The organism is Paenibacillus solanacearum (genome assembly GCF_910593845.1).
Classification (GTDB): domain Bacteria; phylum Bacillota; class Bacilli; order Paenibacillales; family NBRC-103111; genus Paenibacillus_G; species Paenibacillus_G solanacearum.
Genome location: NZ_CAJVAS010000039.1, coordinates 32,542 through 59,520, shown reverse-complemented (window position 1 = coordinate 59,520; position 26,979 = coordinate 32,542). Strand labels below are relative to the sequence as shown.

The 26,979-nt window shown below is 56.1% G+C and carries 29 protein-coding genes; 14 read left to right on the top strand and 15 right to left on the bottom strand.

Going from position 1 to position 26,979, the window contains the following annotated elements:
* Positions 1–160 precede the first annotated feature (160 nt).
* From KXG62_RS27350 to KXG62_RS27340, 3 genes are all read right to left on the bottom strand, one after another.
* Positions 161–388 carry a hypothetical protein gene (locus KXG62_RS27350; protein ID WP_218095199.1) on the bottom strand — a complete coding sequence of 76 codons (228 nt, stop codon included), beginning with the start codon at positions 386–388 and terminating at the stop codon, positions 161–163.
* 228 nt (positions 389–616) lie between these two features.
* Complete coding sequence (locus KXG62_RS27345; RefSeq protein WP_218095198.1) at positions 617–1,711, bottom strand: ABC transporter permease; 1,095 nt, start codon at positions 1,709–1,711, stop codon at positions 617–619.
* On the bottom strand, positions 1,708–2,646 hold the full coding sequence (locus KXG62_RS27340) for an ABC transporter ATP-binding protein (protein WP_218095203.1): 939 nt from the start codon (positions 2,644–2,646) through the stop codon (positions 1,708–1,710). The genes KXG62_RS27345 and KXG62_RS27340 overlap by 4 nt, the downstream gene beginning before the upstream one ends.
* Positions 2,647–2,825: 179 nt before the next feature.
* On the opposite strand from KXG62_RS27340, the gene rlmD reads away from it, so the two are divergent.
* The 9 genes from rlmD (at position 2,826) to KXG62_RS27295 (ending at position 10,386) form a co-directional block, all read left to right on the top strand.
* Positions 2,826–4,379, top strand: coding sequence for a 23S rRNA (uracil(1939)-C(5))-methyltransferase RlmD (gene rlmD / locus KXG62_RS27335; RefSeq protein WP_218095197.1), 1,554 nt, complete (start codon positions 2,826–2,828; stop codon positions 4,377–4,379).
* Between the two features lie 376 nt (positions 4,380–4,755).
* Complete coding sequence (locus KXG62_RS27330) at positions 4,756–5,325, top strand: SF0329 family protein (protein WP_218095196.1); 570 nt, start codon at positions 4,756–4,758, stop codon at positions 5,323–5,325.
* 211 nt (positions 5,326–5,536) lie between these two features.
* Complete coding sequence (locus KXG62_RS27325; protein ID WP_218095195.1) at positions 5,537–6,106, top strand: DUF4256 domain-containing protein; 570 nt, start codon at positions 5,537–5,539, stop codon at positions 6,104–6,106.
* 66 nt (positions 6,107–6,172) lie between these two features.
* Entirely contained in the window at positions 6,173–6,730 is a 558-nt protein-coding gene (locus KXG62_RS27320; protein WP_218095194.1) for a 5' nucleotidase, NT5C type, read from the top strand.
* Positions 6,731–7,088: 358 nt separating this feature from the next.
* A complete protein-coding gene (locus tag KXG62_RS27315; protein WP_218095193.1) occupies positions 7,089–7,436 on the top strand; it encodes a PadR family transcriptional regulator in 348 nt (115 codons plus the stop codon).
* Positions 7,423–8,442 carry an HAAS signaling domain-containing protein gene (locus KXG62_RS27310; RefSeq protein WP_218095192.1) on the top strand — a complete coding sequence of 340 codons (1,020 nt, stop codon included), beginning with the start codon at positions 7,423–7,425 and terminating at the stop codon, positions 8,440–8,442. Before KXG62_RS27315 ends, KXG62_RS27310 begins: the two co-directional genes overlap by 14 nt.
* A gap of 128 nt (positions 8,443–8,570) precedes the next feature.
* Positions 8,571–9,305 carry an alpha/beta fold hydrolase gene (locus KXG62_RS27305; protein WP_246627662.1) on the top strand — a complete coding sequence of 245 codons (735 nt, stop codon included), beginning with the start codon at positions 8,571–8,573 and terminating at the stop codon, positions 9,303–9,305.
* Between the two features lie 66 nt (positions 9,306–9,371).
* Complete coding sequence (locus KXG62_RS27300; RefSeq protein WP_218095191.1) at positions 9,372–9,818, top strand: NUDIX hydrolase; 447 nt, start codon at positions 9,372–9,374, stop codon at positions 9,816–9,818.
* A 16-nt stretch (positions 9,819–9,834) separates the two neighbouring features.
* Entirely contained in the window at positions 9,835–10,386 is a 552-nt protein-coding gene (locus KXG62_RS27295; RefSeq protein ID WP_218095190.1) for a histidine phosphatase family protein, read from the top strand.
* A gap of 66 nt (positions 10,387–10,452) precedes the next feature.
* Here the strand turns inward: KXG62_RS27295 and KXG62_RS27290 are convergent, their stop codons facing one another.
* Positions 10,453–10,995 (bottom strand): P-loop nucleotide/nucleoside kinase family protein, encoded by a 543-nt coding sequence (locus tag KXG62_RS27290; protein ID WP_218095189.1) that lies wholly within the window; start codon positions 10,993–10,995, stop codon positions 10,453–10,455.
* A gap of 474 nt (positions 10,996–11,469) precedes the next feature.
* Here KXG62_RS27290 and KXG62_RS27285 point away from each other — a divergent pair, with 474 nt between their 5' ends.
* Together KXG62_RS27285 and KXG62_RS27280 are read left to right on the top strand one after the other, a co-directional pair.
* Entirely contained in the window at positions 11,470–12,672 is a 1,203-nt protein-coding gene (locus tag KXG62_RS27285) for a Rho termination factor N-terminal domain-containing protein (RefSeq protein ID WP_218095188.1), read from the top strand.
* Positions 12,673–12,714: 42 nt separating this feature from the next.
* The gene (locus tag KXG62_RS27280) at positions 12,715–14,124 is read left to right on the top strand and encodes an MFS transporter (protein ID WP_218095187.1); all 1,410 of its coding nucleotides are present in this window, start codon (positions 12,715–12,717) and stop codon (positions 14,122–14,124) included.
* A gap of 173 nt (positions 14,125–14,297) precedes the next feature.
* Here the strand turns inward: KXG62_RS27280 and KXG62_RS27275 are convergent, their stop codons facing one another.
* The 4 genes from KXG62_RS27275 to KXG62_RS27260 all read right to left on the bottom strand — a co-directional run bounded on the left by KXG62_RS27275 (position 14,298) and on the right by KXG62_RS27260 (position 17,615).
* Positions 14,298–15,128, bottom strand: coding sequence for a 1,4-dihydroxy-6-naphtoate synthase (locus KXG62_RS27275; RefSeq protein WP_218095186.1), 831 nt, complete (start codon positions 15,126–15,128; stop codon positions 14,298–14,300).
* Positions 15,125–15,832: a futalosine hydrolase gene (locus KXG62_RS27270; RefSeq protein ID WP_218095185.1), complete on the bottom strand. Its 708-nt coding sequence runs from the start codon at positions 15,830–15,832 to the stop codon at positions 15,125–15,127. Before KXG62_RS27270 ends, KXG62_RS27275 begins: the two co-directional genes overlap by 4 nt.
* A 126-nt stretch (positions 15,833–15,958) precedes the next feature.
* The gene (locus KXG62_RS27265) at positions 15,959–17,152 is read right to left on the bottom strand and encodes an MFS transporter (protein WP_218095184.1); all 1,194 of its coding nucleotides are present in this window, start codon (positions 17,150–17,152) and stop codon (positions 15,959–15,961) included.
* 22 nt (positions 17,153–17,174) lie between these two features.
* Positions 17,175–17,615, bottom strand: a complete 441-nt coding sequence (locus KXG62_RS27260) for a MerR family transcriptional regulator (RefSeq protein WP_218095183.1) — start codon at positions 17,613–17,615, stop codon at positions 17,175–17,177.
* 272 nt (positions 17,616–17,887) lie between these two features.
* Between KXG62_RS27260 and KXG62_RS27255 the strand changes: the two genes are divergently transcribed.
* A complete protein-coding gene (locus tag KXG62_RS27255; protein ID WP_218095182.1) occupies positions 17,888–18,445 on the top strand; it encodes a GNAT family N-acetyltransferase in 558 nt (185 codons plus the stop codon).
* Positions 18,446–18,608: 163 nt separating this feature from the next.
* On the opposite strand, the gene KXG62_RS27250 is transcribed toward KXG62_RS27255, so the two are convergent.
* Positions 18,609–18,917, bottom strand: a complete 309-nt coding sequence (locus KXG62_RS27250) for a hypothetical protein (protein ID WP_218095181.1) — start codon at positions 18,915–18,917, stop codon at positions 18,609–18,611.
* 275 nt (positions 18,918–19,192) lie between these two features.
* Positions 19,193–19,420 carry a DUF1128 domain-containing protein gene (locus tag KXG62_RS27245; protein WP_218095180.1) on the bottom strand — a complete coding sequence of 76 codons (228 nt, stop codon included), beginning with the start codon at positions 19,418–19,420 and terminating at the stop codon, positions 19,193–19,195.
* 129 nt (positions 19,421–19,549) lie between these two features.
* Here KXG62_RS27245 and KXG62_RS27240 point away from each other — a divergent pair, with 129 nt between their 5' ends.
* Complete coding sequence (locus KXG62_RS27240) at positions 19,550–19,951, top strand: secondary thiamine-phosphate synthase enzyme YjbQ (protein ID WP_218095179.1); 402 nt, start codon at positions 19,550–19,552, stop codon at positions 19,949–19,951.
* A gap of 78 nt (positions 19,952–20,029) precedes the next feature.
* Here the strand turns inward: KXG62_RS27240 and KXG62_RS27235 are convergent, their stop codons facing one another.
* The 3 genes from KXG62_RS27235 to KXG62_RS27225 form a co-directional block, all read right to left on the bottom strand.
* Complete coding sequence (locus tag KXG62_RS27235; protein ID WP_218095178.1) at positions 20,030–20,617, bottom strand: TetR/AcrR family transcriptional regulator; 588 nt, start codon at positions 20,615–20,617, stop codon at positions 20,030–20,032.
* 63 nt (positions 20,618–20,680) lie between these two features.
* Positions 20,681–21,319, bottom strand: coding sequence for a YigZ family protein (locus tag KXG62_RS27230; protein WP_218095177.1), 639 nt, complete (start codon positions 21,317–21,319; stop codon positions 20,681–20,683).
* Between the two features lie 203 nt (positions 21,320–21,522).
* Positions 21,523–22,878 carry a glucose-6-phosphate isomerase gene (locus tag KXG62_RS27225; RefSeq protein WP_218095176.1) on the bottom strand — a complete coding sequence of 452 codons (1,356 nt, stop codon included), beginning with the start codon at positions 22,876–22,878 and terminating at the stop codon, positions 21,523–21,525.
* A 139-nt stretch (positions 22,879–23,017) separates the two neighbouring features.
* Between KXG62_RS27225 and KXG62_RS27220 the strand changes: the two genes are divergently transcribed.
* Positions 23,018–24,295, top strand: a complete 1,278-nt coding sequence (locus KXG62_RS27220) for an NAD(P)-binding domain-containing protein (RefSeq protein WP_218095175.1) — start codon at positions 23,018–23,020, stop codon at positions 24,293–24,295.
* Between the two features lie 155 nt (positions 24,296–24,450).
* Here KXG62_RS27220 and ppnP read toward each other — a convergent pair whose 3' ends face one another.
* Both ppnP and tkt read right to left on the bottom strand, forming a co-directional pair.
* Entirely contained in the window at positions 24,451–24,768 is a 318-nt protein-coding gene (gene ppnP / locus KXG62_RS27215) for a pyrimidine/purine nucleoside phosphorylase (RefSeq protein ID WP_218095174.1), read from the bottom strand.
* A 117-nt stretch (positions 24,769–24,885) separates the two neighbouring features.
* A complete protein-coding gene (gene tkt, locus KXG62_RS27210; protein ID WP_218095173.1) occupies positions 24,886–26,889 on the bottom strand; it encodes a transketolase in 2,004 nt (667 codons plus the stop codon).
* Positions 26,890–26,979: the final 90 nt, after the last annotated feature.

Below are 26,979 nucleotides of genomic sequence, written 5' to 3'. Positions count from 1 at the left end.
ATGCGCTTCTGCGCACAGATTTCTCCGTACGCAGGCATCCTAGCTACACGGGGGCTTGGCCCCTCCCGTGACCGGACTTTCACCGGCTAGAAGATGCGTGCTTGGCTGGGCACGCTGAACACAAAAAAAAGAAATGGAACCTCGCGGCCCATTTCTTCCTTCATATAAGAAACGATTGGCTTTGCATCGCTTCGGTATCCGGCGACAATGCCGAGAGCACGAACTCGTCCTGTCCATCTTCCTGCCATGTGATCGCTTGCGTCTTCAGCTGCGATTCCATCTGTTCCTTCTCCGTCAATAACGCCGACACGTCTCCCTCCGACCGATTGATCGTGTTCTGAAGCCGGTTGCGCTGCTCGAGCCGTTTGGCCAACTGATATAGGATCATGCTACGTTAATCTTCCTTTCGCTCATAAGTTCTTGCTTCTATGTTACCCGCCCAACATGAAGACAAGATTAAGGGAATATCAATACCGTATTAAATTCCCCTCACCCACTATATGCAGCTTCTAGGATCTAGCATTTCCCAAATGTATGAAAAATATGTGAAAAGACGGCCGTCTATTTGTATCCGTCTTATCTCGTTACGGTAACGAGCAGGTTGACGTCGGCCGCCTCATTCCCACTTGAACGTGAAACAGGCGATGACAAAAGCGACGACCAGCCAGCCGCCGAGCAGCAGCGCCTGCCAGCCGACTTCCATCAGCCCTGCTCCGGCATTCATCACTTGCCGCAGCGCCGTCGTCAAATGGGAAATCGGGAGCAGCTTAACGATCGGCTGTAAAAACTCGGGCATGTTTTTAATCGGAAAGAAGACGCCGCCAAGGAACATCATCGGAAACGAGACGAACCCGGCGATCGGCCCCGCGCTCTCCGGCGTCTTGGCCAGTCCGGCGATAATGAAGCCGATCGACATGAACGTCAGCGTGCCGAGGACGATGAAGCCGAGCAGCAGCAGCCAGGAGCCGTTGACCCGGGTGCCGAAAAACACCGACCCGATCAGCAGCACGATAACGGCCTGCGCGCCGTTCAGCAGCAGCCTGGCCGTAATTTGCGCCGCAATGAACGTTGAGGCGCTCAACGTCGTGCTCTGCAATCGCCGCAGCACACCGCGCTCGCGCCAGGCGGCGATTTGTCCTGCGACACCGTTCAAGTTATTGGACATAATCATCATCGCCACGATGCCGGGGACCAGAAAGTCGATGTACGACAGCTTCAAAGCCTGGACCGCTTCTGCGTCCAGCGAAATTTTCGGCATATACCCGGACAGCCTCTTGTCGATGCCGTCGATGATCGGGGAGATCAGCTGAAGCCCGACCTGCGAGGCGGCGGCGTTCGTCTCGTCGTAATACACTTTGATCGCCGCAGGCGCGCCATGAACTTTCTCCACCTTTTGCCCGTACCCTTTCGGGATCACAATGACAAGCTGGGTGTCGCCCTGCTTCAAATCTTCCAGCGCCGGTGCAATTTCCGGAGCATCCTGCAGATCGAGCACAACATTGCTCTTCAAAGCTTGCACGAGCGCAGCCGAAGCGGTGCTGTGGTCCAAATCGATCAAATGGCCGGATACGGACACCGGGTTGCCTTTGCCGAGGAACGACCCGAGCATGACCATGAAGAAGATGGGGAAAAAGAGCGTCCACATCAATACTTGCCGGTTGCGTGCGAACAACCGGAGCTGGCCGATCGTCAGCTGAATATACGCATTCATTCCTCCCTTAAGCTCCTTCCCGTCATGTGAATGAAGACGTCCTCCAGCGTCGCCGTCCGCGTCTGCAGCTCATGCACCTTCCACCGTTTCCCCTCCGCAAGCGAGATAAGGTCAACCAGCGATGCTTGCAGTTGGTCCGTATACAGCACATACACCTCTTTGCGGCGGTCTACCTGCTTCACTTCTTTGCACTCCGCCAGCGCGCTTCTTACCTGCTGCTCCTGCTCTTCCGTCAGCTCTTCGCTCCCTTCCAGCCGGAATTCGATCGCGCTGTCCGACTGCAGGCTGCGAACCAAGTTGCGCGGGGTGTCGAGCGCAATCACCTGCCCGCTGTCCATCAGGCAAATCCGGTCGCACAGCACATGCGCTTCTTCCATATAATGCGTGCTGAGCACGACCGTCTTGCCCCTCTCCTTCAACCGCAGCACAATATCCCACAGCGTTCGGCGCGCCTGGGGATCGAGACCTGTCGTCGGTTCGTCCAGAAAAACAACCTGCGGGTCGTTCACCAGGGCAAGCGCGATGGCCAGCCGCTGTTTTTGCCCGCCGGATAAATGCTTAACGCGGTCGTTTCGTTTTTCCTGCAAAATCATATCTTCCAGCAAAGGCTCGATCGGTACCGATACCGAGTAGAAGCTTGCGTACATGCGAACAATCTCGTGCACCTTCAGCAAATCGAACAGCGACGTCGACTGAAGCTGGACGCCGATGACCTGCTTTACTTTTTTCAGTTCGGTGCGGGTATCGTATCCCGCAACGATCGCCTGCCCGCCGTCTGGCCGGCGCAAGCCCTCGATCATTTCCATCGTCGTCGTTTTCCCGGCGCCGTTCGGTCCGAGCAGGCCGAACACCTCTCCGGTGTACACCTCGAAATGAACGCCTTTGACCGCCGTAAAATCGCCGTATTTCTTGACTAATCCTTCCGCACGGATCATGATTTCTGGGGCCGTCAAACTTTCCCGCTCCTTTGCAATGCTTTTTATTCCAAACCTTGCTCCAGTATACCATTCGTTTCCACGCAATGCACTGGATCAAAGGCGGGCGGTTTCTCCCCAGACAGCCTCCGTGGTATAGTAGTAGCACATCGATTACAAGAAACGGAGCGATTCACGCTATGGCACCTTTGAATTCCGATTCAACCTCCCGACGGAACCCGACGAAGTCGCGGTCCGCTTCCTCTACCGCCGCGCAGCTGGGAGCTGCCGGCAGCAAGCATTCTTCTTCTCCCGGGCGGGACAAGCCCGGCGCCGCTCGGAGACCGTCCGCGTCCGCCCCAAGGCAGTCCGCCTCGCCGGATGCTGCGTCCGTCGGCATCGGCGACCGCATTGTCGTCACGATCAAGCGCATCGGCATCAACGGGGAGGGCGTCGGCTACTACAAGCGCAAAGCGGCGTTCATTGACGGCGCGCTGCCGGGCGAAGTCGTCAAAGCGACGGTGACGAAGGCGGAACCGACGTTCCTGCAGGCGGAGCTGACGGAGATCGAGAAGCGGTCGCCGGATCGTATGGCCCCGCCCTGTCCGGTGTACGACCGCTGCGGCGGCTGCCAGCTGCAGCATCTCGCGTATCCCGCGCAGCTGCGCGCGAAGGAAGAGCTGATCCGGGAAGCGTTCCACCGCTATACCGACACCGCTCCCGAAGCACTGCCGCTGCGCCCGATCGCGGGCATGGACGATCCATGGGGCTATCGCAACAAAGCGCAGCTTCAGGTCGGCAACGTCGACGGACATGTGCTGACCGGCCTGTACTCGCCAGGCACGCATAAGCTGGTCGACATTAGCGGCTGCCCGGTGCAGCATCCGGCCATCAACACGGTCGTGGAGCAGGTGAAGACGCTGCTCCACGAGCTGCACATCCCGATCTATCACGAACGTACCCGCAAGGGCGCCGTTCGTACCGTCGTAGCTCGCGCCGGCACGGAGAGCGGCGAGGTGCAGCTGACCTTCATCACCGCAGCGGATCACCTCCCGCACCAGGAATTGCTTGTGCGGCGCATCCGGGAAACGCTGCCGCAGGTGACGACGATCGCGCATAACGTCAATCCCAGCGCGGCGCCGCTCGTCTTCGGCGATCAAACGGCCGTGCTGTGGGGCAAGGAGCGGCTCGACGAGACGCTCGGCAGCGTCCGCTTCTCGCTGTCGCCGCGCGCCTTCTTCCAGCTCAACCCGTCGCAGACGGTGAAGCTGTATGACGCCGTCAAGGAAGCCGCCGCGCTCACCGGCGACGAACTCGTCGTCGACGCCTATTGCGGCACCGGCACGATCGGGCTGTGGCTCGCCCCGCACGCCCGCGAGGTGCGGGGCATCGAAGCCGTTCCCGAGGCGATCGAAGATGCCCGGGATAATGCACGCGCAAGTGGAGCCGCGAACGCGCAGTTCTACGCCGGGCGCGCCGAACGGCTGCTGCCCGAATGGGTGCAGCGCGGCGTCCGCCCCGACGTCGTCGTGGTCGACCCGCCGCGCACCGGCTGCGAGCGGCCGCTGCTCGACGCGCTCGCGCAGGCGAAGCCGGCACGACTCGTCTACGTGTCGTGCAACCCGTCCACCTTGGCGAAAGACTGCCAAGTATTGTTCGGGCACGGCTACCGGCTGGAGTGGATTCAGCCGGTCGACATGTTCCCGCACACGTCGCATGTGGAGTGCTGCTCACTGTTGGTCAGGAAAGACTAATAGCTGAGGATGTTGGCTTATACAGTAAGGAGCGGGTATATTCCAGGTATATTCCCGCTTCTTTTTTACCTGCAAACGTATGTCCTATATTAGAATGCAATCATTACCCACGTAGAACCAACCATCTTCAGGATTTCTTCCTGTGATTCGGAAGGCTTTTTTTCATGGGTCATTTACGCTGATTGAATTCTCCTTATAACGCAGCATTTCACGTCTTTCAAAACTATGTCCGTCAAACGGAATTGATTTTTAGGTCTCACTTTGATAACGTTTGTTAATGGAAATGAAATATAATCAATCAAGATACGGTTGAGAAAAGATAGAGCCTGACAGCCAAAACAAATGGTAGTCAGGCTTTTAAAACATAGGAGGATCCATGTCTTGGAGTAAATTAAAACAACAGCTGGAGAGCTTTCTTAGTCCAGGGTTACAGGGAAGGGTTGAATACCGTGCAACAGGTTACCGTTATTTGCCCGATAAAGCGGGGCTTTGTTATATTTCGGTGGATAAAAAGAACATACTCCATATGAGCGATAGAACCACATTAATCAAATGGTATCAGACGGAGTTGGAAATTAAGAATGATTCGGGTATTCAAATCCCCATCAGCATAGAAGAAATGGAAGCAGCCAGAAAAGATACCAAAGGAAATGTTCCGGAAGATCGGCTAAAGGTCATTGCAAGGAATCGAAAAATGTCCGAATATGCAAAGGAGCTTTTGACAGCACAGGCTTCATTAAGCAAATCTGACTTTAATGCTGTAGCGACCAAGTTTCTATCCAGCTCTATCGAAGATAGCATGGAATGCGATAATATCTTAATGAATATTCTAGCTTTGATGGACAGACGGGTTGGAAAAAAGCGAATTCTAAACATGGCCGAGAAGATGAAGTTAAAGCATCCCGTTGTGCAGTATTTTTATGAACTGCGGCTTAGTACATTATGAATCAATCGGCCGTCAACCCGGGCGGATTATTTTCGTTTTTTCAGATCAAGCGGCTTGACCTAATAATCATCCTTTCTAATTCGAATTCAGTGACATATGAAAGAAAAGGGATATAATGGGTGAGGGTTCAGTAAAATGCTTGTCAGTAAAGCATTGAAATGAGAATGCGAATATGTTTACTAAATATAGCAAGTTGAAGGGAGAAAAGAACATGACAACCACCGATAAGAAGGAGCTATTGCCGGAACAATGTGAAGGACTGCTCCAAGCCTTGAGAGCCCGTTTTGAGAAAAACATGAATCGCCATGAAGGTCTTGATTGGGCAAACGTACAAACGAAGCTTGAAGCTCATGCCGAAAAACTGTGGTCACTCCATGAAATGGAGCAAACCGGCGGCGAGCCGGATGTTGTGGCTTATGAGAGCAAGACGGGTGAATACATTTTTTATGATTGTTCAGCGGAAAGTCCAAAAGGGCGCAGAAGTGTTTGTTACGATCATGAGGCGCTGGAGTCAAGAAAAGAACATAAACCACAAAACAGTGCGATGGAAATGGCAGCGGCTATGGGCATTGAGCTTTTAACAGAAGAACAATACCGGGCGCTGCAAAATCTTGGATCTTTCGATTTGAAAACTTCGAGCTGGGTGAAAACACCCGCTAGTGTTAGAAAACTCGGCGGAGCCCTCTTTTGCGATCGGCGCTACGACACGGTCTTCGTATACCACAATGGAGCTGAATCCTACTATGCTGCTAGAGGGTTCCGCGGCGCACTAAGCGTTTAAATCTGAACAGAGTATCCCTATCCCGCTTGTGAAACGCATAAATTCATAGCAAGGAGCCGGCCGCCATTGCATATTGGAATCGATTTAGACAACACCGTATTGGACGCCACATCGGCCCATCTGCACTATTATAACCGCGTATCCGGATTATCGCTGACTCCCGGCGACGTCACCGATTTCTACATTTATCGGCTGTACGGGTGGGATGACGCGAAGCGGGATGCGGTTTATCGCGAATACGGACATGAGATCCACTGGAATTCGCCGCCGCTGCCGATGGCTTCCTCTATTGTGCGGGAGCTGTCCGCTCGGCATCGCATCTCGATTATTACTGCGCGTCCGACGCTCTTTCGGGATGTAACCGTGAAGTGGCTGGAGGCGCACAACATCCATTATCACAGCATTGCCTTTACCGAAGACAAGCTTGGGCAATGCATCGATTCCAAGGTCGACGTTCTGATCGACGACGCCCCGCACTATGCAGAGCAGTTTGCTCTTGTCAACCGACCCGTTATTTTATACGAACAGCCTTATAATGTGCACGTTACGAATGATCGGGTCTATCGCGCTTCGAACTGGCCGCAAGTAAAGCAGCATGTCGATCATCTGGAGTCCATCCAATAGCGCACACCTTTTTCCCCATTCGATCGGTATTCCCACTTGCAGGAACGCGGCGAAAGATCGCTTAGAAAAAAAGTCAATAGATCAATCCGAGTGCACAATAGCGGGTTGATCTTTTTTTATTGCCGCCCCTCTTGGATCCAACGCGGTTTGTGACAACTGAATGAGAACTTCTCATACGTTTTGGCTTGTACCGCACGATCTACAGCTAGGCTGGAGAACGGAGCACCGTTGCTATCGTTCAGCCCAAAATCATCCATACTTTTCAATGACTATTGCTATATTTTTCACTATAGTGTATGATACACAGTATAAAATATATAGTGTATGACGCACAGTATGATGCACACGAGGTGGAAGGATGAGCAGTTTACTGAGTTCACTGACGACGGAGTTGCGCAGAGGCACGCTGACCTTAGCGGTATTAAGCCAGCTGCGTACGCCCAAGTACGGATACTCGCTTGTTCAAATTTTGGAAGCGCGCGGGATCGCGATTGACCAGAGCACGCTGTACCCTCTGCTCCGCCGTCTGGAGAAGCAAGAGCTGGTGACGAGCAGCTGGGATACGTCGGAAAACAGGCCGCGCCGCTATTATGAACTAAGCGCATTCGGTACGGAGATTTATGAGCAGCTAATGAACGAATGGGAAGAGACGACGCGGGAATTGAACATTTTATTAAAAGGAGATGACCCTCATGACGCTGATTGACTTGTATATTCAAGAAGTGACGCGCAGGCTCCCAGAGCGAAATCGCGACGACATTGCGCTGGAGCTGCGCTCGACGATCGAAGACATGCTGCCGGACGAATATTCCGAGCAGGACGTCAAAGCCGCACTCTCGAAGCTGGGCAGCCCCGCAAACCTGGCGAACGGTTACCTGGATCGGCCGATGCATTTGATCGGGCCGCGATTTTATGACCTGTACCTTCAACTGCTAAAAATGATACTGCCTATCGCTGCCGGGATTTCCATCATCTCTGTTATTGCGGAACGCGTAGTCGCCTACGACGGCAGCGAAGCGGTGCTTAACGTCATTCTCGACACAATCGGGTACGGCATTTGGAAGATACTGAGTGCCGCAATTCAACTGTTCTTCTGGGTAACGATCGTATTCGCGATCCTGGAACGCACCCCCAATCGGAAAACAGGTGCTGCCTCCTCCTGCTTTCAGCCTTGGAAGCCCGATGACTTGCACAACATCGCGTTTATCCCTATAGAAAAAGCGATCTCCAAAGGGGACGTGTTCGGCAGCTTATTATGGACCGCCATCTGGGCAACCGTTTACTTTAACGCGGTTCATCTGGTGGGCGTATATGAGAAAGGACCGGAAGGCCTTGTGTTCGTCACGCCGACCTTCAATCAAGAGGTGCTGCTGTCTTACTGGCCGCTGATCGTCCTCGTCATCGCGCTGGAGGCGGCGACAGCCATTTATAAATGGACTGCCGCGCAGTGGACCCGCAGGGTGGCCTTGCTCAACGCGGCCATGCATCTCGTGTCCTCCGTTATTTTTGTCATCGTCATCAGCGATGAGCGGCTGTTCAATCCCTCCTTTGTCGCGTATATGACGGATTTATTCGACATGAGTGACGTTTCCAAAAACGGAATTTACGGGCTTGCCGTCTTCCTATTCGTTATATTCGCTTTGATTGACGCTTACCAAGGCTTTCGCAAAGCGAACGGGAGCGGAAAGCGCAGCATCCCTGCGAAGCCATAATATAATGCTTATCGCATACGGAAAGAAGGATAACCGTGTTCCTAAGCATGAAACTGGAGTTCCCTGACCGAATCTGGCAGGGAACTTGTTTTATGATACAGGTATCTTAGATTCAAGGAGACATCGATATGAACGATACCGCTACCGCAACAATGCACTCGAAGCCGATCGGCTTCGTCTTTATTCATGGCGCTGGCTTAAGCGGACGCATATGGGAGCCGGTCGTCAGACAGCTGGGGCATCCCTACTTGCTTGCCGATTTCCCTCATCGGCAAGGTCCGGCAGCTTCACGGCGCCACCTGACGCTCCATGACTACACTACCCATATTCAAGCTCAGATCGAAGCTTGGAACGAGCGCCCGTTCGTCATCGTCGCGCATTCGATCGGCGCTATACCCGCGCTGCAAATCGCTGCATCGATGCGAGACAGGCTGGCGGGCTTCGCCGCTGTTGGAGCCGCCGTACCGGCAGACGGGGGCTCCTTTCTGTCGACCATGCCACCGGCCAAACGGGCCTTGATGCATGTCCTTCTACGCGCATTCGGCACGCAGCCGCCGGAAGCGGCAATTCGCAGCGGGCTGTGCAACGACTTGACCGCGGAACAGACGGAGCAAGTCGTGCGCGGCTTCGCCCCTGAATCGCTCCATCTCTACACGGATCGAGCCGAAGCGCCCATTCCTAACGTGCCTAAGCTGTATATTAAGTTGACGAACGACCGGGAGCTCAGCTTGTCCCGACAAGACGGCATCATATCCCGCTTCGCGCCGGAACGCGTTGAGACGCTGGAGGCAGGACACCTGCCGATGCTCAGCAAGCCGGATGAGCTGCGACGCGTGTTGACGGGCTTTTTTGGCCTAAAATAATGATTCCATAAAACGGTAACCTGTGATAATATATCCTCTTTAATATTATCGTTGGGAGGGTGGAACATGAGCGGACTTCTGCAGGTTCGAGTGACCGGGGTTGTCGTGGAGAACGATCATATTTTACTGGTGAAACAGCAGGTTGCCGGGGGACGGGGATGGTCCTTGCCCGGCGGGCGCGTCGAGCCGGGAGAAACACTGGAAGAAGCCGTCATTCGGGAGATGGAGGAAGAAACGGGCATTGCCGTGAACGTAGGCAAGCTGCTGTATGTCTGCGATAAGCCGGATGCCGTGCCGCCGCTTGTGCATATTACTTTTTTATTGGAAAAGGTGGGCGGCGAGCTGCGTCTGCCTTCCAACGAATTCGACCGGAATCCGATCCGCGCGGTCGCGATGGTTCCAGTAGATCAGTTGGAGGCGCATGGATTTTCGGCGACATTCCGAAGACTTGTTCAAGAAGGTTTCCCGCAAGCCGGAAGCTATCAAGGGTTAAAGCACAATATCGGACTGTAAGAGAGGTGCGGCTGCTGTGAGAAAAATATACGTGATTCGCCATGCGAAGGCGGAAGGACAAGCCTCCGATGCGCCGTTAACTGAAGTTGGCGTGAAACAAGCGGAGGCATTGGCCGAGTTCCTTGCCGATCAGCAGATCGATGCGATTGTTTCCAGTCCTTTCGCAAGGGCTTACCGGACGATTGAACCGTTAGCCGCGAGGCTGCGTCTCCCCGTTGCAACCGACGAGCGGTTAGCGGAAAGGGTGCTCTCTGCCCATCCGTACCCTGACTGGCGCGAGCGGCTTCGCACCACGTACGATGACCTTGACCTCTGCTTCGAGGGAGGCGAGTCCAGCCGCACGGCCATGCGCCGCGCCGCAGACGTCGTCGAAGATGCGCTCGGCTGCGGGCATCGTCATATCGCGATCGTCTCGCACGGCAATTTGATCTCGCTGCTGCTCCAACATTACGACAAGCGGATCGGCTTCGCGGCATGGGCAGCGATGACCAATCCGGACGTGTACGAGCTCTCGTTTGACGACCCGCTCCCGCATCCTCCGGTCATCCGCCGCCTCTGGACCTCTTGACGCAAATTCGCCTTCAGATCGGATTCGGAAGCTTCCCATTCAGATTGCGCAGCTCCGCGGACGGAATCAGCGGATGATCGCCTCCTGCGGCGCCCGCCGCCATATTTCATCGACCGTCTGCTCCGGCGTGAGCCCGGACGAGTCGAGCCACTGGCCAAGCTGCGGCGTTTCCTTCCGCAGCACATCGTCCAGTCCGGCTACGGTCCATACGCCGTAGCCGGTTTTGGCGCGGGCAGCTTCCCGCTTCGCAACCACGTCGGCTCTCGGGCACAGGACGACGACATAGAGCGGCCGGCTGCGAACGTAAGCGATGAAATCATGCAGCAGCGGCCCCACCACCACGTCCTGCATCACAACGGAAAAGCCGTTGTCGTAATAGGTGTCTGCCGCTTGCGCCGTTAGCCGGTAGCGCAAGCGAAGCTGCTCCAGCTGCCCTTCCGTTGCATCCGGATGCACCTCCTGGCGATCGTTCACGATCATTTTGCGGAACACGTCCCCTCTCAAATGGACAGACGAAGCCAATCGTTCCGACAGCCGCTGCGCGACGGTCGATTTGCCGCTGGCCATAATCCCCGTAATCAGCACGATTCGTTGTTCGTTCCATGTCATAGTCGATCCCTCCTTCTTATGTGCGCCGCATGCTGCGCGTCTTGTTGATAGTATAATCGTTTTTCCCAAACGCTTGTACGGAACGAAACCGTATAATCAAATTTGCCGCTGTTCCCCCCGCTTCCTCTGCGGCAATGGTCTCCTACGTTTCTTTACACGAGCGATGGCTTTGTCAGCAAACCTGCTTCCAGTCCCGATGAATCGGGGAATCGCAAGATGAGCATAACATATATAATCGCAGCTGGACCGGCGCCCGTTTGCAACAAGCATATCAGGAATGATTATCCATATAATTCCGATATAAGGGAAGAATGTTCCTCTCAGCCCTGCAAATCGCGTCAGAACAGCATTTTCAGTTGGCAAAACGTTCGTTTTACAGTAATCTTGATAGAAGACGGGCGATATATGGATATCCCACCCTATTCGCAAGCTTCGCGAATGGGGGTTTTAACTGTTCGGAAAGGATGAGAATGCATGGACAAGAGCTTGAATGCGGCGGATCAGAGGAGGCTGCTGGATGCCTTGGAGAAGGCCAAAGGATCTAGAAAGAAAATGGCGGCTAAGGAAGAGGAGCAGCGCTGGCAGCCGTCGGGCGAGTCGGCCGATCTCGCCGGATGTCTGGCGAAGCTGACCAAAGGCGAGTTGTCGGCCATTCGCGGCCATCTGGATATTAAGGGAGCCAGCTCGCTGAAGAAACAGGAACTAATCGATTTGCTGGCGGACAAGCTTTCGGCAATGCTGCCTGTTCTGCTGAGCAAAATGGACGAAGCCCGTTTCCGGATTTTGAAGCAAGTGGCCGGCCGCGGCGGCCGTGCCTATCTTCCGCTCGAACCGGAGCAGCTCGAGTATTTCAAGCAGCGGGGCTTGCTGTTTACAGGCACATATAAAGGAAACCGCACGCTGCTTCTGCCCCAGCCGCTCGTGAAGAGCTTCGAAGCTGCGGATAGCCCTGCCCTTCGCGAAACGGTGCGCCGCAATACGGAATGGATTCAGCTGACGCAAGGGATGCTGTTTTACTATGGCGTGCTGGGACTGGCCCACTTGGAATCGTTGCTGAAGCAACATACCGGTGCGAACCTGAACGTAACCGCTTATTTGGCGGTCATGGAGGACGCCCTGCCGTATTATGATAATATGAAGCGCACTGCTCACGGATTCGCTCATTACCGTGTATGGGACGAAAACAAAGTGCTGGAAGCGCATCGCATCCGGGCGGATGTGCCGTTGTATCCATTCACCAAATCGCAATTGAAGCTGGCTTCGGAGCCCGAGTTCATGGAGCGGAGCGCTGCGATTCAAGCGTTTACCGGCTTTATCAAAAAAAATTATGAAATATCCGCAGACGCTGCGGAGCATTTGGTGGAAGAATGCGTATACGCCATTCGGAGCGGCGAGATGCCGAACCAGGTGCTCGAATTTTTGCAATCCCAGATGGATATTGCCGATCTGGAGCTGCTGAAAGCGTTCATGGCGCACATTATGATTCTGCACAATTCAACTCGGCAGTGGGAACTTAAAGGGTATACGCCCGATGAGCTTTCTGCGTCCGGCAGCGGTAAAGCGGCGGCGCCGGCAGCCAAGGCAGACGTAATCGATCTGACGACGAGAAAATCCGTCGGCCGGAACGACCCTTGCCCTTGCGGCAGCGGGAAAAAGTATAAAAAGTGCTGTGGTTAATCCCAGCGGCCATGCTCGGATAAAGGGGGGAGAACGACAAATATGCCATTAGAAGCAGACCGCGGCAAAACCGGTTCCGCCGCGGCACCGTCGAACCGGCTCGTTCAAGCGCTTTGTTTCGTGCTCTTTTTCTCGGTCATGAATGCGACGATGTTTAATGTCGCTTTGCCGGATATCGCCTCGGAGTTCCAGCTTGCGCCTTCGGCCGTCAGTTGGACCGTTACCGGATACTCTGTGCTTTACGCACTTGGCTCGCTGCTCTTCGGCAAGCTGGCCGATAAGTATCCGCTCAAGCGGCTGATTACGATCGGTTTGCTGCTGTTTTCCGGCGCTTCCGCAGCCGGATTTTTCGCCAATTCGTACGCACTTGTGCTGGTATGCCGTCTCGTGCAGGCCGCAGGCGCATCCTGTGTGCCCGCTCTGGTGATGCTCATTCCGGTCCGGTTCTTCCCTCCGGAGCAGCGGGGCCGGGTGATGGGCGTGATCGCCTCCACCATCGCCTTCTCGTCCGGACTGGGCCCGATTGTCGGCGGATTTATCGCAGGGCATTTTCATTGGAACGGTTTGTTTCTAATTTCATTGTTGGCGCCGGTGGCGCTGCCGTTCATCCGCAAATCGCTTCCCCACGAGGAAGTTCGTACGGGGGAGAAGGTCGATTTAGTCGGAGCCGGCATGCTGGGAGGAAGCGTCGCTTCATTCATGCTGTCCGTCACCCAGTTCAGTTTGGCGTGGCTCGTAGCGAGCGCCGTTCTGGGCGTATGCTTCTTCTTGCGCGTCAAGCATACGCCTCATCCGTTCATCCGGCTGTCGCTGTTTCGCATGTCCGGCTTCGTTCACGGTCTTATGATTAGCTTCATCGCGTTATTCTCGGTGTTTGGGATTTTTTTAACGACACCCATGATGTTAAAGGCGATACATAACCTGGATGCGCAAGCCATTGGCTTCGTGCTGTTTCCGGCCGCCATGCTGGCGGCGGTGATGGGACGGCTCGGCGGCAAGCTGACCGATTCCCGCGGCAGCCGCTATGTGCTGCTGCTTGCGTTCAGCATGTCGATCGTAGGGCTGGTATGCCTTTCGTCCTTCACCGGCTTATCGCCTTGGATCGTCGCGTTATGCCTTCCGTTGATCAACGTCTCGTTCACGTTCGTGCAAGCCGCTCTGGCCAAGGTCGTCTCCTCTGTGCTGCCTCGCGAGCAGACGGGAGTCGGCATGGGCGTATACAATCTGGTCAACTTCTTGTCCGGTGCCATCAGTGGAGCCGTATTGAGCAAGGCAGTAGAGTTCGACTGGAAGGCCCTCAATGTGAACGCTGTTGGCGCAGCCTCCACCTACGGAACTGTATATTTGATTTTGGCCGTTATTCTTGCCGTCAATCTATTCCTTGTGCGCCAAAAGCTCGAAAAGCCCGCTGCCGCCATGCCGGCGATGCAGCGCAGCAATGCCAACGGCTAAAGGGTTCGGCTCGCACGAATAAGCGCGGGTCGGGTTACACGCCCCAGCGCGCGGCGGTCAGCGATCTTACTCGATCGTTCGGCCTGCATCGCCTTTATGTAAAAAATGAGCGCTCCCCCACCGGGAAAGCGCTCATTTTTCATTTCATATCGTTCGTTATCTCCGCAGCGGCCTCACCGGCGCAGCAGGTCCAAATCAAACGCGGGTACAAGCCCCTCTTCGGCCGCACGGCCGAGCAGCGCGTGCACGGCGGCATACCCGTCCTCGCCTAAATCCGCGGTAAACGCATTTACATACAAATCGATATGCGCCTGCGCCACTTCCGGAGACAGCTCCTGCGCATGGCTCATTACATACGACCGTGACGCCTCCGGGTTGGCCCATGCGTACTCGACCGACGCGCGAATCCAGCCCGCGAGCGCTTCCCGGTCCATCGACCGGCGCGCGATAATGGCCCCGAGCGGAATCGGTAGACCAGTATCGGCTTCCCACCAGCTGCCGAGGTCCGACAGCAGCGTCAAGCCATAGGCCGGGTAGGTGAACCGCGCTTCATGAATGACGAGTCCTGCGTCGATCTTCCCGTCGCGGACGGCCGGCATAATTTCGTGGAACGGCATGACGATGATTTCGCCGACGCCGCCCGGCACGTTCTGCGCCGCCCATAGGCGGAACAACAGGTAGGCGGTCGACCGCTCGCTTGGCACGGCGACGCGTTTGCCGGACAGCGCCGCCGGTTCGGCCGCTTCTTTCGCCAGCACGAGCGGACCGCAGCCGCGCCCAAGTGCCCCTCCGCACGGCAGCAGCGCGTATTCGGACAGCACCCAGGGAAGCGCGGCGTACGAGATTTTCAATACTTCCGGGCCGTCCGGCCGGGCCGCCAAGTTGTTCGTAATGTCGATATCGGCATACATGACGTCCAATGCCGGCGCCCCTGGCACAAGCCCGTGCACCAACGCATGAAACACAAATGTATCGTTCGGGCATGGAGAAAAAGCGATTTTCATGACAACACCTCCGCAATGATGGAACTGGCCGCTTCCAGCGCGTCCAATGCTTCTTTGATTCGCCATGCGGACCGGTCGCGCGGACCGACCGCATTGGAGACGGCGCGAATTTCGAGGACCGGCAGCTCAAAATGACGAGCGGCTGTAGCCGCGCCGTAGCCTTCCATCGCCTCGGCTACCGCGCCCGGCACACGCCGCGCCAGCTCCGCAGCGCCCTCCGCCGTGCCCGTACCCGTCGATACTGTGAGCACCGGTCCCGAGATGGCCGGCAATCCGGCCGCACGGAGCGCTCCGGTCAGGCAGACAGCCGCCGGGCCGTCGACTTCGGCACGGGCCGAGCCGAAGCCAAGCTCGTCCAGGCTGATAAAGCCGTCCGGCGAGTCGGCTCCCAGATCGGCGGCGATGATATCGCTCGCAACGACGATCGCGCCGAGTCCGGCTTGTCCGGCGAATCCTCCGGCGATACCGGCGTTGATGACGAGGCCGTATCGGCCCGGAGACAGCGCCAGCGCCGCGGCCGTACGAGCCGCGGTAGCCGCCGCGCCGACGCCGGACACCAGGACGTCGAAGCGGTCGGACTTGCCGGCGAGTCCGCGCAGAACCGCCGCCTGCTCCGCGGCAACTGAAGTGACGACCAGGATGCGTGCTCCAGCGCCAGATGGAATGGAGGCATCTGCCGTTTCATTATGTTCATTCAAGCTCATCGGTACGATTCCCCTTATTGTATCGGCATTTCTTAAAGCGCCTTGCCCTGTCAACATGCTGCAGAGCGAGTGTGCATTAGTATTAAGGTACTCCGATCTGCTCCTCGTGTAAAGAGGACCAGCCGATTAATGCGCCGATTCGGCACGATCGATGTGCATCAAGTGTTTGCGGTTGATCCAGATGAACCATACGGACAGCAGCACGAAACAACCGCCGACGATAAAGGGGACATGCGGATTGAACACTTCGGCCAGCTTGCCGGCTAGCCACGGAGCGGCCGCTCCTCCGAGGAAGCGGAGAAAGCTGTAGGCGGCGGACGCCGTCGACCGTTCCACCGGCGCCGATTGCATCACGGCCGTCGTAATGAGCGTGTTATTGTTGCCCAGAAACGCGCCGGCGATAATCACCGCGCCAATGACAACGCCTTTCACATCGGTCCATATCCCCATCGCGAGCAGCGTAGCGGCGAATAAAATCAGCATAGCGATCATCGATTTAATCGTTCCGAACCGCTTCTCGAGTCTAGGCGCCACAAAAACCGACGTGACGGCCAGCAGCAGTCCCCAGCCCAAAAATACGTAGCCGAGGCCGCGTTCCTTCAAATGCATGACAAACGGCGAATACGCCAGCAGCGTGAAAAATCCGAAATTGTACAGCAGCGCCGTCAGCCCGAGCGTCAGCAAGCCGCGGTATTTCAGCGCACGGAACGGATCCAGCAGCGAGCTTTTCTTTTTGATGACCTGCTTCGTCCGGGGCATCATAACCATGAGGAACAGGAAGGCGAGCACCATCAGCACGCTTACGCCGAAGAACGGCCCGCGCCACGACAGGGAGCCCAGCTCTCCGCCGAGCAGCGGTCCCACGGAGATGCCGATGCCGATCGCCGCTTCGTATAAAATAATGGCTTGCGCCGTTCCTGCCGTTGACAAGGATACGATGGCGGACAAGGCGGTGGCGACAAACAGCGCGTTGCCGAGTCCCCAGCCGCCGCGCAAGCCGACCAATTCCCAGATGCTTCCGGACCATCCGCCGAGCGCGGCGAATATCGCGATAATGATAATCCCGCACAACAGCGTGTTCTTCACGCCAAGACGTGTCGAGATGGCGCCGGTCACGAGCATCGCCACCGCCATGACGAGATTATAGCTAGTGAACAGCAGCGTCACCTGGCTTTGCGAGGCGTCCATTTTCTCAGCGATCGCCGGCAAGATCGGATCGACCAGCCCGATACCCATAAACGCAATGACACAGGCGAAAGCGACGGCCCATACCGCTTTCGGCTGGCTTAACATGTTTGTTTTCCCTGAAGTAGGTTCCATGATGAAGCATTCTCCTTTAACCTTATGCTTTCGGCTCTTGGCCTTTCTCACTAGCTATCGCTTGTTGAACCCGCTGATGAAACTGCTCCACTTCATCGCGAATCTCAACCATTTTCCTCAGCTTCTCGTTGATGAGCTCCAGCTGATTGCTGACGGCCGGTTCGATCTCCAGCAGCTTGGCAAGCTTCTCCTCCCTATCCTCCGTCTGCCGGTAGCCTTGGCGATAATTGTCCAGTTGCTCGCTGATGCCGATATAGGCTTGCAGCTCCTGCAGCGAGAACCCCAGCACATCGCGGGCATTAATGAGCCGTTTCAGCCGATCGATATGATCGCGGGAGTACAGCCGTATGCCGCCTTCGCTTCGCTCCGGAGGCGGCAGCAGCCCGATCTCCTCATAATAGCGCAGCGTCCGCTTCGTCAAGCCGCATTCCTTGGCTACTTCGTCGATCTTATACTTCTCCATGCGTTCCGTCCCCTTCCGATCAAAATCAACGTTACTTATCATAATACAACTTAACGTTAACGTCAACGTTAAGTTTATGCGCCATTTATTTTTATGTCCGCTTTATGGAGCAATGCACAGCATGCTCTTATAACGTTATCATCAGCGGCAAGGCGCTATTTCATTCCTGCAGAATAACGATCCATGCCCTCGCACAGACAGGACTCCCGTGTCGTCGTATCGAATCTTATGAATGAGAGCGAACCCATGCAGCACAATGTGGAGGTGTATCCATGTTCAAGTACCAGACCGATGCCGAAGTCGGGCTCGCGATGTTAGGGGTAGCGAATGCCGAAGCGCTGTTCCGGCTTACGGACACGAATCGGCGTTATCTTCGCGAGTGGATGCCCTGGGTCGATGACACGAAATCGGTCGAGGACACCCGCTTATTCATCGAAGGAACCCGCAAGCGTTGGGCCAAAGGAGAAGGCATTACGACAGGGGTTGAGTATCGCGGCGAGCTGTGCGGAGTGATCGACCTGCACGGCCTAAGCTGGACAAACCGCAAGACTGCGGTTGGCTACTGGCTCGGCGCATCGTTTCAGGGAAAAGGCATCATGACCCGAGCCTGCCGCGCGCTTGTCGATTATGCGGTATACGAGCTTAAGCTGCACCGGGTGGAAATTTGTGCAGGCATTCATAACGTCAAGAGCCGGGCCATTCCCGAGCGGCTCGGCTTCCAGCAGGAAGGCGTCGCCCGCGGAGCGCAGCTGCTCTATGGCCGCTATATCGATCTGGCCGTATACAGCACGCTGGCAGACGAGTGGAGCGAGCGCGCGCGGAGCCGATAAGACACACGCCCCAGCGTCTGCCGGATGCAGCCAGACTCTGCCCTCTCAGATCCTCCACATGGGAAAAACAGCCCGTCTCGAGCAGCAGCGTACTGCGCAAGAGCGGGCTGTTCGTCATATTGCGATCAAACCTTGAGACGGCATTGCCGATGAAATGACCGAACTAATAAAAACCGTAACCGTACGGATATCCGCCGTAACCATAGCCGCCATAGCCGTAGCCGCCGAAGCCTCCGTAACCACCGTAGCCGCCATAGGCATAAGGGGCCGTTCCGACCGCGAGCAGATCGAACAGCACGAGCGGAAGAATCGCTGATGTCTTGGCTCGCTTCCCTTTGGGGGGAGCCACCAGCAGCTTGTTGCCGCTAATGCGGATCAGCTTGCCTTGTACAACCGTACCGTCTTTCTTCACCGCATAAATCGATTTGCCGATCAGCGTCTGGACATTCTGCTTGCTCACTTTGCTTTGCATGTGTGCACCTCCAACTTGTAGCGTCGGGCCAGGCCCTGCGTATCCTCGTCACCGGCAGGTGACGGTCAACGGGTGTTAACGCTACATTGTACGGAAGGCGCGACACTTGTGCCTGTATGGCTGTCCGTAGCAGGCAAAGATGTGCCGTTGTCCAATCCGCGCAAGATCACTCAGCAGCCGCCTTACGGGCCGCCGCAATGCTCTTCCCGGGACCCCTCGCCGCAACGGAGCCGCCGCGGCACAGCTTACTCGAAGGCCCCCGGGGAATAACGGCTCTAAGCGCGTCGAAGCCGGCCGATCTCCATCGTTATCGCTTCAATCTCGCTAATGCTGAACTGGTTTTTACTGGCGACCATCTCATAAATATCACGCAGGTCGTCATACTGCTCGTCATTTAATTGCGATGCCTTGAGAGCGGCGCCGGTAGCCATGCGCAGCTTCTTCTTGATCGCCTCGATCATATATTCGGTGTTATCCAGCGTGTTCACATTCAAATTCGCCATGTACCGATCTCATCCCTTCCCATGATTGTTCTGTTCCAAGCTTGAATCATTGTACCACGTTTTGTGATTCAGCGCCCTGTGCTATATAATGGGGACACCTGCATTCTGCTGACGTCTAAGGAGGTCTATATGATACATACGCTGCAACTTCGAACCAAAGAACGGGATGAGCTAATAGAAATTACGCGCGACGTGCATGATTTATTGAAAAAAGAAGCGATGGAAGACGGGCTCGCCGTCATTTATTGCCCGCATACGACGGCCGGCATCACCATTCAGGAGAACGCCGACCCGGATGTGAAGCGCGATGTGTTGATGCGGCTCGATGAAGTATACCCCTGGGAGCATCCGAAGTACCGGCACGCCGAAGGGAACACCGCGTCGCATCTGAAAGCCATGACAACCGGCTCCTCCCAGACGGTGATCGTGGCAGGGTCCCGGCTGCTGCTCGGACGCTGGCAGGGCATTTATTTTTGTGAATTCGACGGCCCGCGGGACCGCACTTGTCTGGTAAAGTTTATACGCGGATAAGCGGGCAAGCGTCAATGCTTCAAAGCATTGAAGCAGCAGGCTGCAACGATTTATTGGGATGTGTGTCAGGAGCGTATTTTAGGCTTGCAGCCCTTGGCATAAATATTTGACGTGCGACTCGGCCAGTTTTTTTACGTCCTCGTACGATTGGCTATAATGAATATTATACGAGATGAATCCGTGCAGCGACATAAACAAGCTCCAAGGCAAACTGTACATCTTCTTTTCGCTCATCGGCTGCTTGGCCACGACCGCCCGCACGACCGTTGCGAACAAATCCAGGCTCTGCGCCTGCTCGGTCCGCGAGTAGCGCTGGAGCTCCGGATCTTTAATCATGAACATGATCTCGTAATGGTTCGGATTCTCGAGGCCGAAGCGGACGAACTCCAGCATCAGCCGTTCCAGCTGCGCCAAATCGCCGAGACGCGTTCGGCTCAGCATCTCCCGCTGACGATCCAGCAGCGTATTGAAGTCTTCCGTTACCAACGCGTAGAACAGTTCTGCCTTTTCCTTAAAATGGTAGTAAAGCGCACCATGACTATATCCCATCGCCTTTGCGATGCTGCGCATCGTTAAAGCATGATAGCCGTGCTCGACGAAGAGTTGCCTCGCTTCATCGAGAATCCGCTCACGGCTCAACTCCTGTGCAACCGCTTTTCTCGCCAATTTCCCGCACTCCCCTTTGCGCTAGTTCGCTTCCTCTATATTCAAGGCCGCCGGCTCCCTTGCTCAGGGCAGCTCGGCATGCTCTATATATCGCTCTTCACCTGGAACAATCACGCCTTGACCATGGGTTAGATCCGTCATCCAATGGACGAAGTGATCGGCCTCCGCAGCAAGCGGCAAACAACAAAGTGTGACTTTATCGGTAAATGCCGTTTCCCCCATCAGCATGTCGCGTCCCCGCAGCTCGTTCTCGACTTTCCCCAATAACGTATAGTCGATTTCCACCCGCACTTCTTGATGCAGTACCTTATACACCTGCTCTGCAGCCGACAAACCGGCCACCGCGCCGTCCGTATACGCCCGAATCAATCCGCCCGCACCCAGCATAATGCCGCCAAAGTAACGCGTAACCACAACGACGACGTTTTTAAGCCCCTGGTTTCTGATCACCTCGAGGATCGGTTTGCCCGCCGTCCCGCTCGGTTCGCCGTCGTCAGACGCCTTCTGAATTTCGTCGCGCTCGCCGATCATATAAGCGGAGCAGTTATGCGTTGCGGACCAATACTCCTTTTTGATCCCCTCAATAAACTCGATGGCTTCCTCTTCGGATGCAACCGGTTTCGCATGACCGATAAAGCGGGATTTCTTGATCACGATTTCCGCCTGACCCGGACCTTTGACCGTACGATATTGCATCAGCACCTTCGTTTGGCTCCTCCTTTCTCTCCTTCTGCATGGCAGCGTATACACCATTTGCAAAAAAAGCAGCCACCCGAAGGATGAACCGCTTTTTTCGCCATATGACTCAAATCCGATCTCACGCCAGTGAACCGTGAAACCGTAACGTAGCATTTTTCAATGAACCGGCAGCCGTTCCGCCGCCTGGGCGCGAACCGACCGCGCGTTTATTCGGACAGTCTTGCTTCGAGCTCCGCTTTTTCTTTCTCGTATCCCGGCTTGCCGAGCAGCGCGAACATATTTTTCTTATACGCTTCGACGCCTGGCTGATCGAACGGGTTGACGCCGAGCAGATAGCCGCTGATGCCGCAAGCTTTTTCGAAGAAGTATACCATGTAGCCGAACGTATACGCGCTCGTATCCGGCAGCGTCACGATCAGATTCGGCACGCCTCCGTCGGAGTGGGCCAGCATCGTGCCCTGGAACGCCTTCTTGTTGACGAAATCCATCGTCTTGCCGGTCAGGAAGTTCAGCCCGTCCAAGTCTTGCGGATCGTGGCCGATCTCGATATGGTGCTCTACCTGCTCTACCTGGATGATCGTTTCGAACAGGTTGCGCGAGCCTTCCTGAATGAATTGACCCATCGAATGCAGATCGGTGGAGAAATCGACGGAGGACGGATATATACCTTTGTTGTCCTTGCCTTCGCTCTCGCCGAACAACTGCTTCCACCATTCGGACACGTAGTGCAGTGACGGCTCGTAGTTGACGAGAATTTCCGTCGTCTTGCCTTTGCGGTACAGCGCATTGCGCACCGCTGCGTATTGGTATGCTTCGTTCTCCTGCAGGCTCGGGCTTGCATACGCTTCGCGCGCATCCGCCGCTCCGCGCATCATCGCCTCGATATCGACGCCTGCCGTTGCGATCGGCAGCAGACCGACCGCCGTCAGCACCGAATAGCGGCCGCCAACGTCATCCGGAATGACGAAGCTTTCGTAGCCTTCCTCCGTCGCCAGCTTCTTCAGCGCGCCCTTGGCTTGGTCCGTCGTAGCGTAAATACGCTTGCGCGCCGCTTCCTTGCCGTACTTCTTCTCGAGCAGGTCGCGGAAAATGCGGAAAGCGATCGCCGGCTCCGTCGTCGTGCCCGATTTGGAAATGACGTTCACGGAGATGTCTTTCCCTTCAAGCAGTTGCAGCAGGTGCGTCACATATGTAGAACTGATGTTTTGTCCGACAAAATATACTTCCGGCGTCTTGCGCTTGCCTTTGGGAAGCAAGTTATAGAAGCTGTGGCTGAGCATCTCGATCGCCGCTCTTGCTCCGAGATACGATCCGCCGATGCCGATCACGACGAGCGCGTCGGAGTCGGACTGGATTTGCCTTGCCGCCTGCTGAATTCGCGCAAATTCCTCTTTATCGTAATTCACCGGAAGGTCAATCCATCCGAGATAGTCGCTGCCTGCGCCAGTTTTCTCATGAAGCTGCTCGTGCGCCTTTTGCACCGCCGCCTCCAAATAATTCACCTCGTGCTTCGCGACGAAGCCGAGCGCTTTGCTGTAATCGAAACGAAGCTTACCGCTCATTGATCACAAATCCCCCTAACCTTATACTTTTGCTGTATATTCGCTTTTCCATAGCATACTTCACTTTACCTCGGGAAAGCAAGTGTCCATTTCACAGTAAAGCGATGAAATGTTACAATCAGTGGAAGAGGTGATATTATTGAAAACCATCGCTTTTATCGGGCTGGGAACCATGGGCAAGCCTATGGCCGCCAATTTATTGAAGAAAGGCTTCTCCGTCGCCGTCTATAACCGTTCCGCGGAGAAAGCGAATGATCCGGCCCTACTGGGGGCCCGAGTGGCCCAAAGTCCGGCGGACGCCGCGCAGGAGGCGGATGTCGTCATTACGATGCTGAGCACGGAGCAGGTCGTGCTGGACGCCGTCTTCGGAGCGAACGGGATCGTCCACAGCCTGCGGCCCGGACAAACCGTCATCGACTGCAGCACCGTATCGCCGGAGACGAGCCGAAGGCTGCATGACGAGTGCGCCGCGCATCTGGCCGACTTCCTGGACGCGCCGGTTGCCGGCAGCAAGCCGGCGGCGGAGAGCGGAACGCTCGGCTTTATGGTTGGCGGACCGGAAGAAGCGCTGGAGAAGCACCGGGACGTGCTGGAAGCGATGGGTACGACGATTATCTATATGGGACCGTCCGGTTCCGGGTCGTATGCGAAGCTGGCGCATAATACGATCGTCGGCATTAATGCCGCTGCGCTTGTAGAAGGGCTGGCCATGGCCGTCAAGGCCGGAATTGATCCTTCGAACTTCCTGAGCATCGTGCAAGCCGGCGGCGCCAACAGCAAGCAAGCGGAGCTGAAAGGTCCGAAAATCGTCGAACGCGATTTCAGCAGCCAGTTCTCCCTTGGCCTGATGCTCAAGGATTTGATTCTGGCCGAGGACGCGACGAATCGGTTCCGCATGCCCGCCCCGATGCTTCGCGCCGCTTCCAGCCTGTTCCAGATGGGATTCGGCAAAGGGCTCGGCGACGAAGACTTGAGCGCAGTCGTCAAATGCTATGAAGACTGGATCCATGCCGAGGTCAGCGGCCGGCCATCCGGCGGACAAGCCGGAGCGGACGGGGAACGCCGCAAAAGCACGCGCATCCGCATGAATATCAAGCTTCACCTGTCGGTCTATCAATGGGAGCAGGAAGGCGCATTCTCCGGACAGCTGATTGACGGGATGCTGGAGGACTTGTCGGACAGCGGCATTCGCATCTTATCCGAAACGCCGCTTGCCCGTGATATGTTCATTGTGATCCATTTTCCGCAGGAGGCCGAGCTGCCCCCGATTACGGCGCGCATCATCCGCATCGATCACGAGGAGAGTCAGTTCCGCTACGGCTGCATGCTGTCCGGCCTCTCGCCGCATGTGCGGCTCAAGCTGGAGCAGTATATCCGCAGCCAGAGCAGCGAGCCGGAAGCGGACACCGCCTTGTAATCGCAGCCACAGTGGATTGGTTCGCTTACATGCTTGCCCAAGCTTACATTTTCCGTATGCACGTTAACAAAAACCCCGCAAGACGCGAGCGCAGCACTTCCCATAGGAAGCGCCCTCGTTGTCTGCGGGGTTCTTTTATATTCTCGTCCGAAAGATTACTCAGCGATATAAGAGCAGCAGTAATCCGTCACGGTCTGGATCTCGAGCTTGAACTTGCTGTTGGCCGGTACGGTAAATTCCCCCGTGCCGTTAATGTGCAGCCATTCGCTTGCGCCCGGAAGCAGCACCTTGAGCTCGCCTGCCATAATCTCCATAATTTCCTTCGCATCCGTACCGAACTCGTATTCGCCCGGAAGCATAATGCCAAGCGTCTTCTTGGTGCCGTCGGCAAACAGGACGGTGCGGCTTGTGACTTTGCCGTCAAAGTAAATATTCGCTTTCTTTACGGCGGTAACGTTCTCGAATTGGGACATGAACCGGATTCTCCTTTAAGCATTGACGAACGCCGGGAAGCTTCGGACCGCTCCGAGCCTGCGCTGCAAGCCCGAAGCGTCCGATCGCCATCCGCGGCGTCCTTCATCAGCAATCATTTATTTCAGAAGCTGTTTCACTTGGGAAACGACGTTTTCAACCGTAAAGCCGTACTCGCGAATCACGACCGGCCCCGGAGCGGATGCGCCGAACTTGTTGATGCCCAGCACGCTGCCCTGGTCGCCGACATAACGCTCCCAGCCGAACGAGTGACCCATTTCTACCGCAAGACGCGCTTTGACGTCCGGGAGAATGACGGAATCTTTGTACTCCTGCGACTGCTTGTCGAACAGCTCCCAGCTCGGCATGCTGATGACGCGAACCGCGATGCCTTCTTCGGCCAGCTGCTTTTGCGCCGCTACCGCGAGCTGCACTTCCGTTCCCGTTGCCAGGAGTTGCGCTTGCGGCTTGCCGCCTGGCGCATCGGAGAGCACGTATGCACCGCGGTTCACCGCGCCGTCCTTCGTGCCTTCCAGCTGTGCGGCCGCTTGGCGGGAAAAGATCAGCGCAACCGGACCGCGCTTGTTCTCCGCCGCATAACGCCATGCCGCTGCCGTCTCGCTGCCGTCGGCCGGACGGATGACCGTCAGCCCCGGAATGACGCGAAGCGCCGCGAGCTGCTCGATCGGCTCATGCGTCGGGCCGTCTTCGCCGACACCGATGCTGTCGTGCGTGAACACGTAGATCGCCGGTACGTTCATGATCGAAGCGAGACGAATCGCCGGACGCAAGTAATCGGAGAAGACGAAGAACGTGCCGCCGAATACTTTCAAGCCGCCGTGCAGCAGCATGCCGTTCACTGCCGCGCCCATGCCGAACTCGCGCACGCCGTAGTAAATGTTGCGGCCGCTATAGTCTTTGGCCGTCATTTGTCCAAGGCCTTTCATGTGCGTCATCGTGGAAGACTCGAGGTCGGCGGAGCCGCCTACGAGCGCCGGCGTGTTCTGCGCGATCGCGTTCAGCACGATCCCGGAAGCGGTCCGCGTGCCTTTATCGGCCGGAATCTCAGCCGGAATGTCTTTGTCCCAGCCTTCCGGCAGGTCGCCCGCTACCGCGGTTTCGAACTGCTTCGCCAGCTCCGGATAAGCGCTTGCGTAGGCCGCAAATTGCTTTTGCCATGCTTCGTAGGTTTGAATGCCCTTTTGCTTCACTTCGTCAAAATGCGCGCGTACTTCAGCAGGCACATGGAAATGCTGCGAGTCGTCCCAGCCGTACGCTTTCTTCGTGAGCGCCACTTCGTCCACGCCAAGCGGAGAACCGTGCGGGCCGACGTGGCCGCCTTTGCCCGCTTTGTTCGGGCTGCCGTAGCCGATGACCGTCTTCACTTCGATCATAGTCGGACGGTAGTCCGCCTGTGCGGAGAGCACCGCTTGGTGAAGCGCGTCCAAATCGTTGCCGTCCTCGACGCGAAGCACTTGCCAGCCGTAGCCTTCGAAGCGCGTCGCCACGTTCTCGGAGAAGGACAGGTTCAGCTCGCCGTCGAGCGAAATATCGTTGGAATCGTACAACACGATCAGCTTGCCGAGCTTGAGGTGGCCTGCCAGCGAAGCGGATTCGGACGAGATGCCTTCCATCAGGTCTCCGTCGCCGCAGATGACGTATGTATAGTGATCGATTACGTTAAATTGATCGCGGTTGTATGCCGCAGCCAGATGCGCTTCCGCCATCGCCATACCGACAGCCATGCCGAAACCTTGTCCCAGCGGACCGGTTGTCGCGTCAACGCCCGGCGTATGTCCCACTTCCGGGTGACCCGGCGTCAGGCTGCCCCATTGGCGGAACTTCTGCAGCTCTTCCAACGGAAGATCGTAGCCGCTCAGATGCAGAAGGCTGTACAGCAGCATCGAGCCGTGTCCTGCCGACAGCACGAAACGGTCGCGGTTGATCCAGTTCGGCTGATCCGGGTTATGGTTCATCACCTTGGCAAACAGCTCGTACCCCATCGGCGCAGCGCCCATCGGCATGCCCGGGTGGCCGGACTTCGCTTTTTCCACCGCATCGATGGAGAGCGTACGGATCGTATCCACAGATAATTGTTCGATCGATTTGTTTGTTACCGTCATTGTTATCCTCCTACGTCTTTTTACAGCACATGAGACCTTCGGCGTATAAGCATGTCCGACTTCGTTCATTTATCAAACAAGGCCATTGTT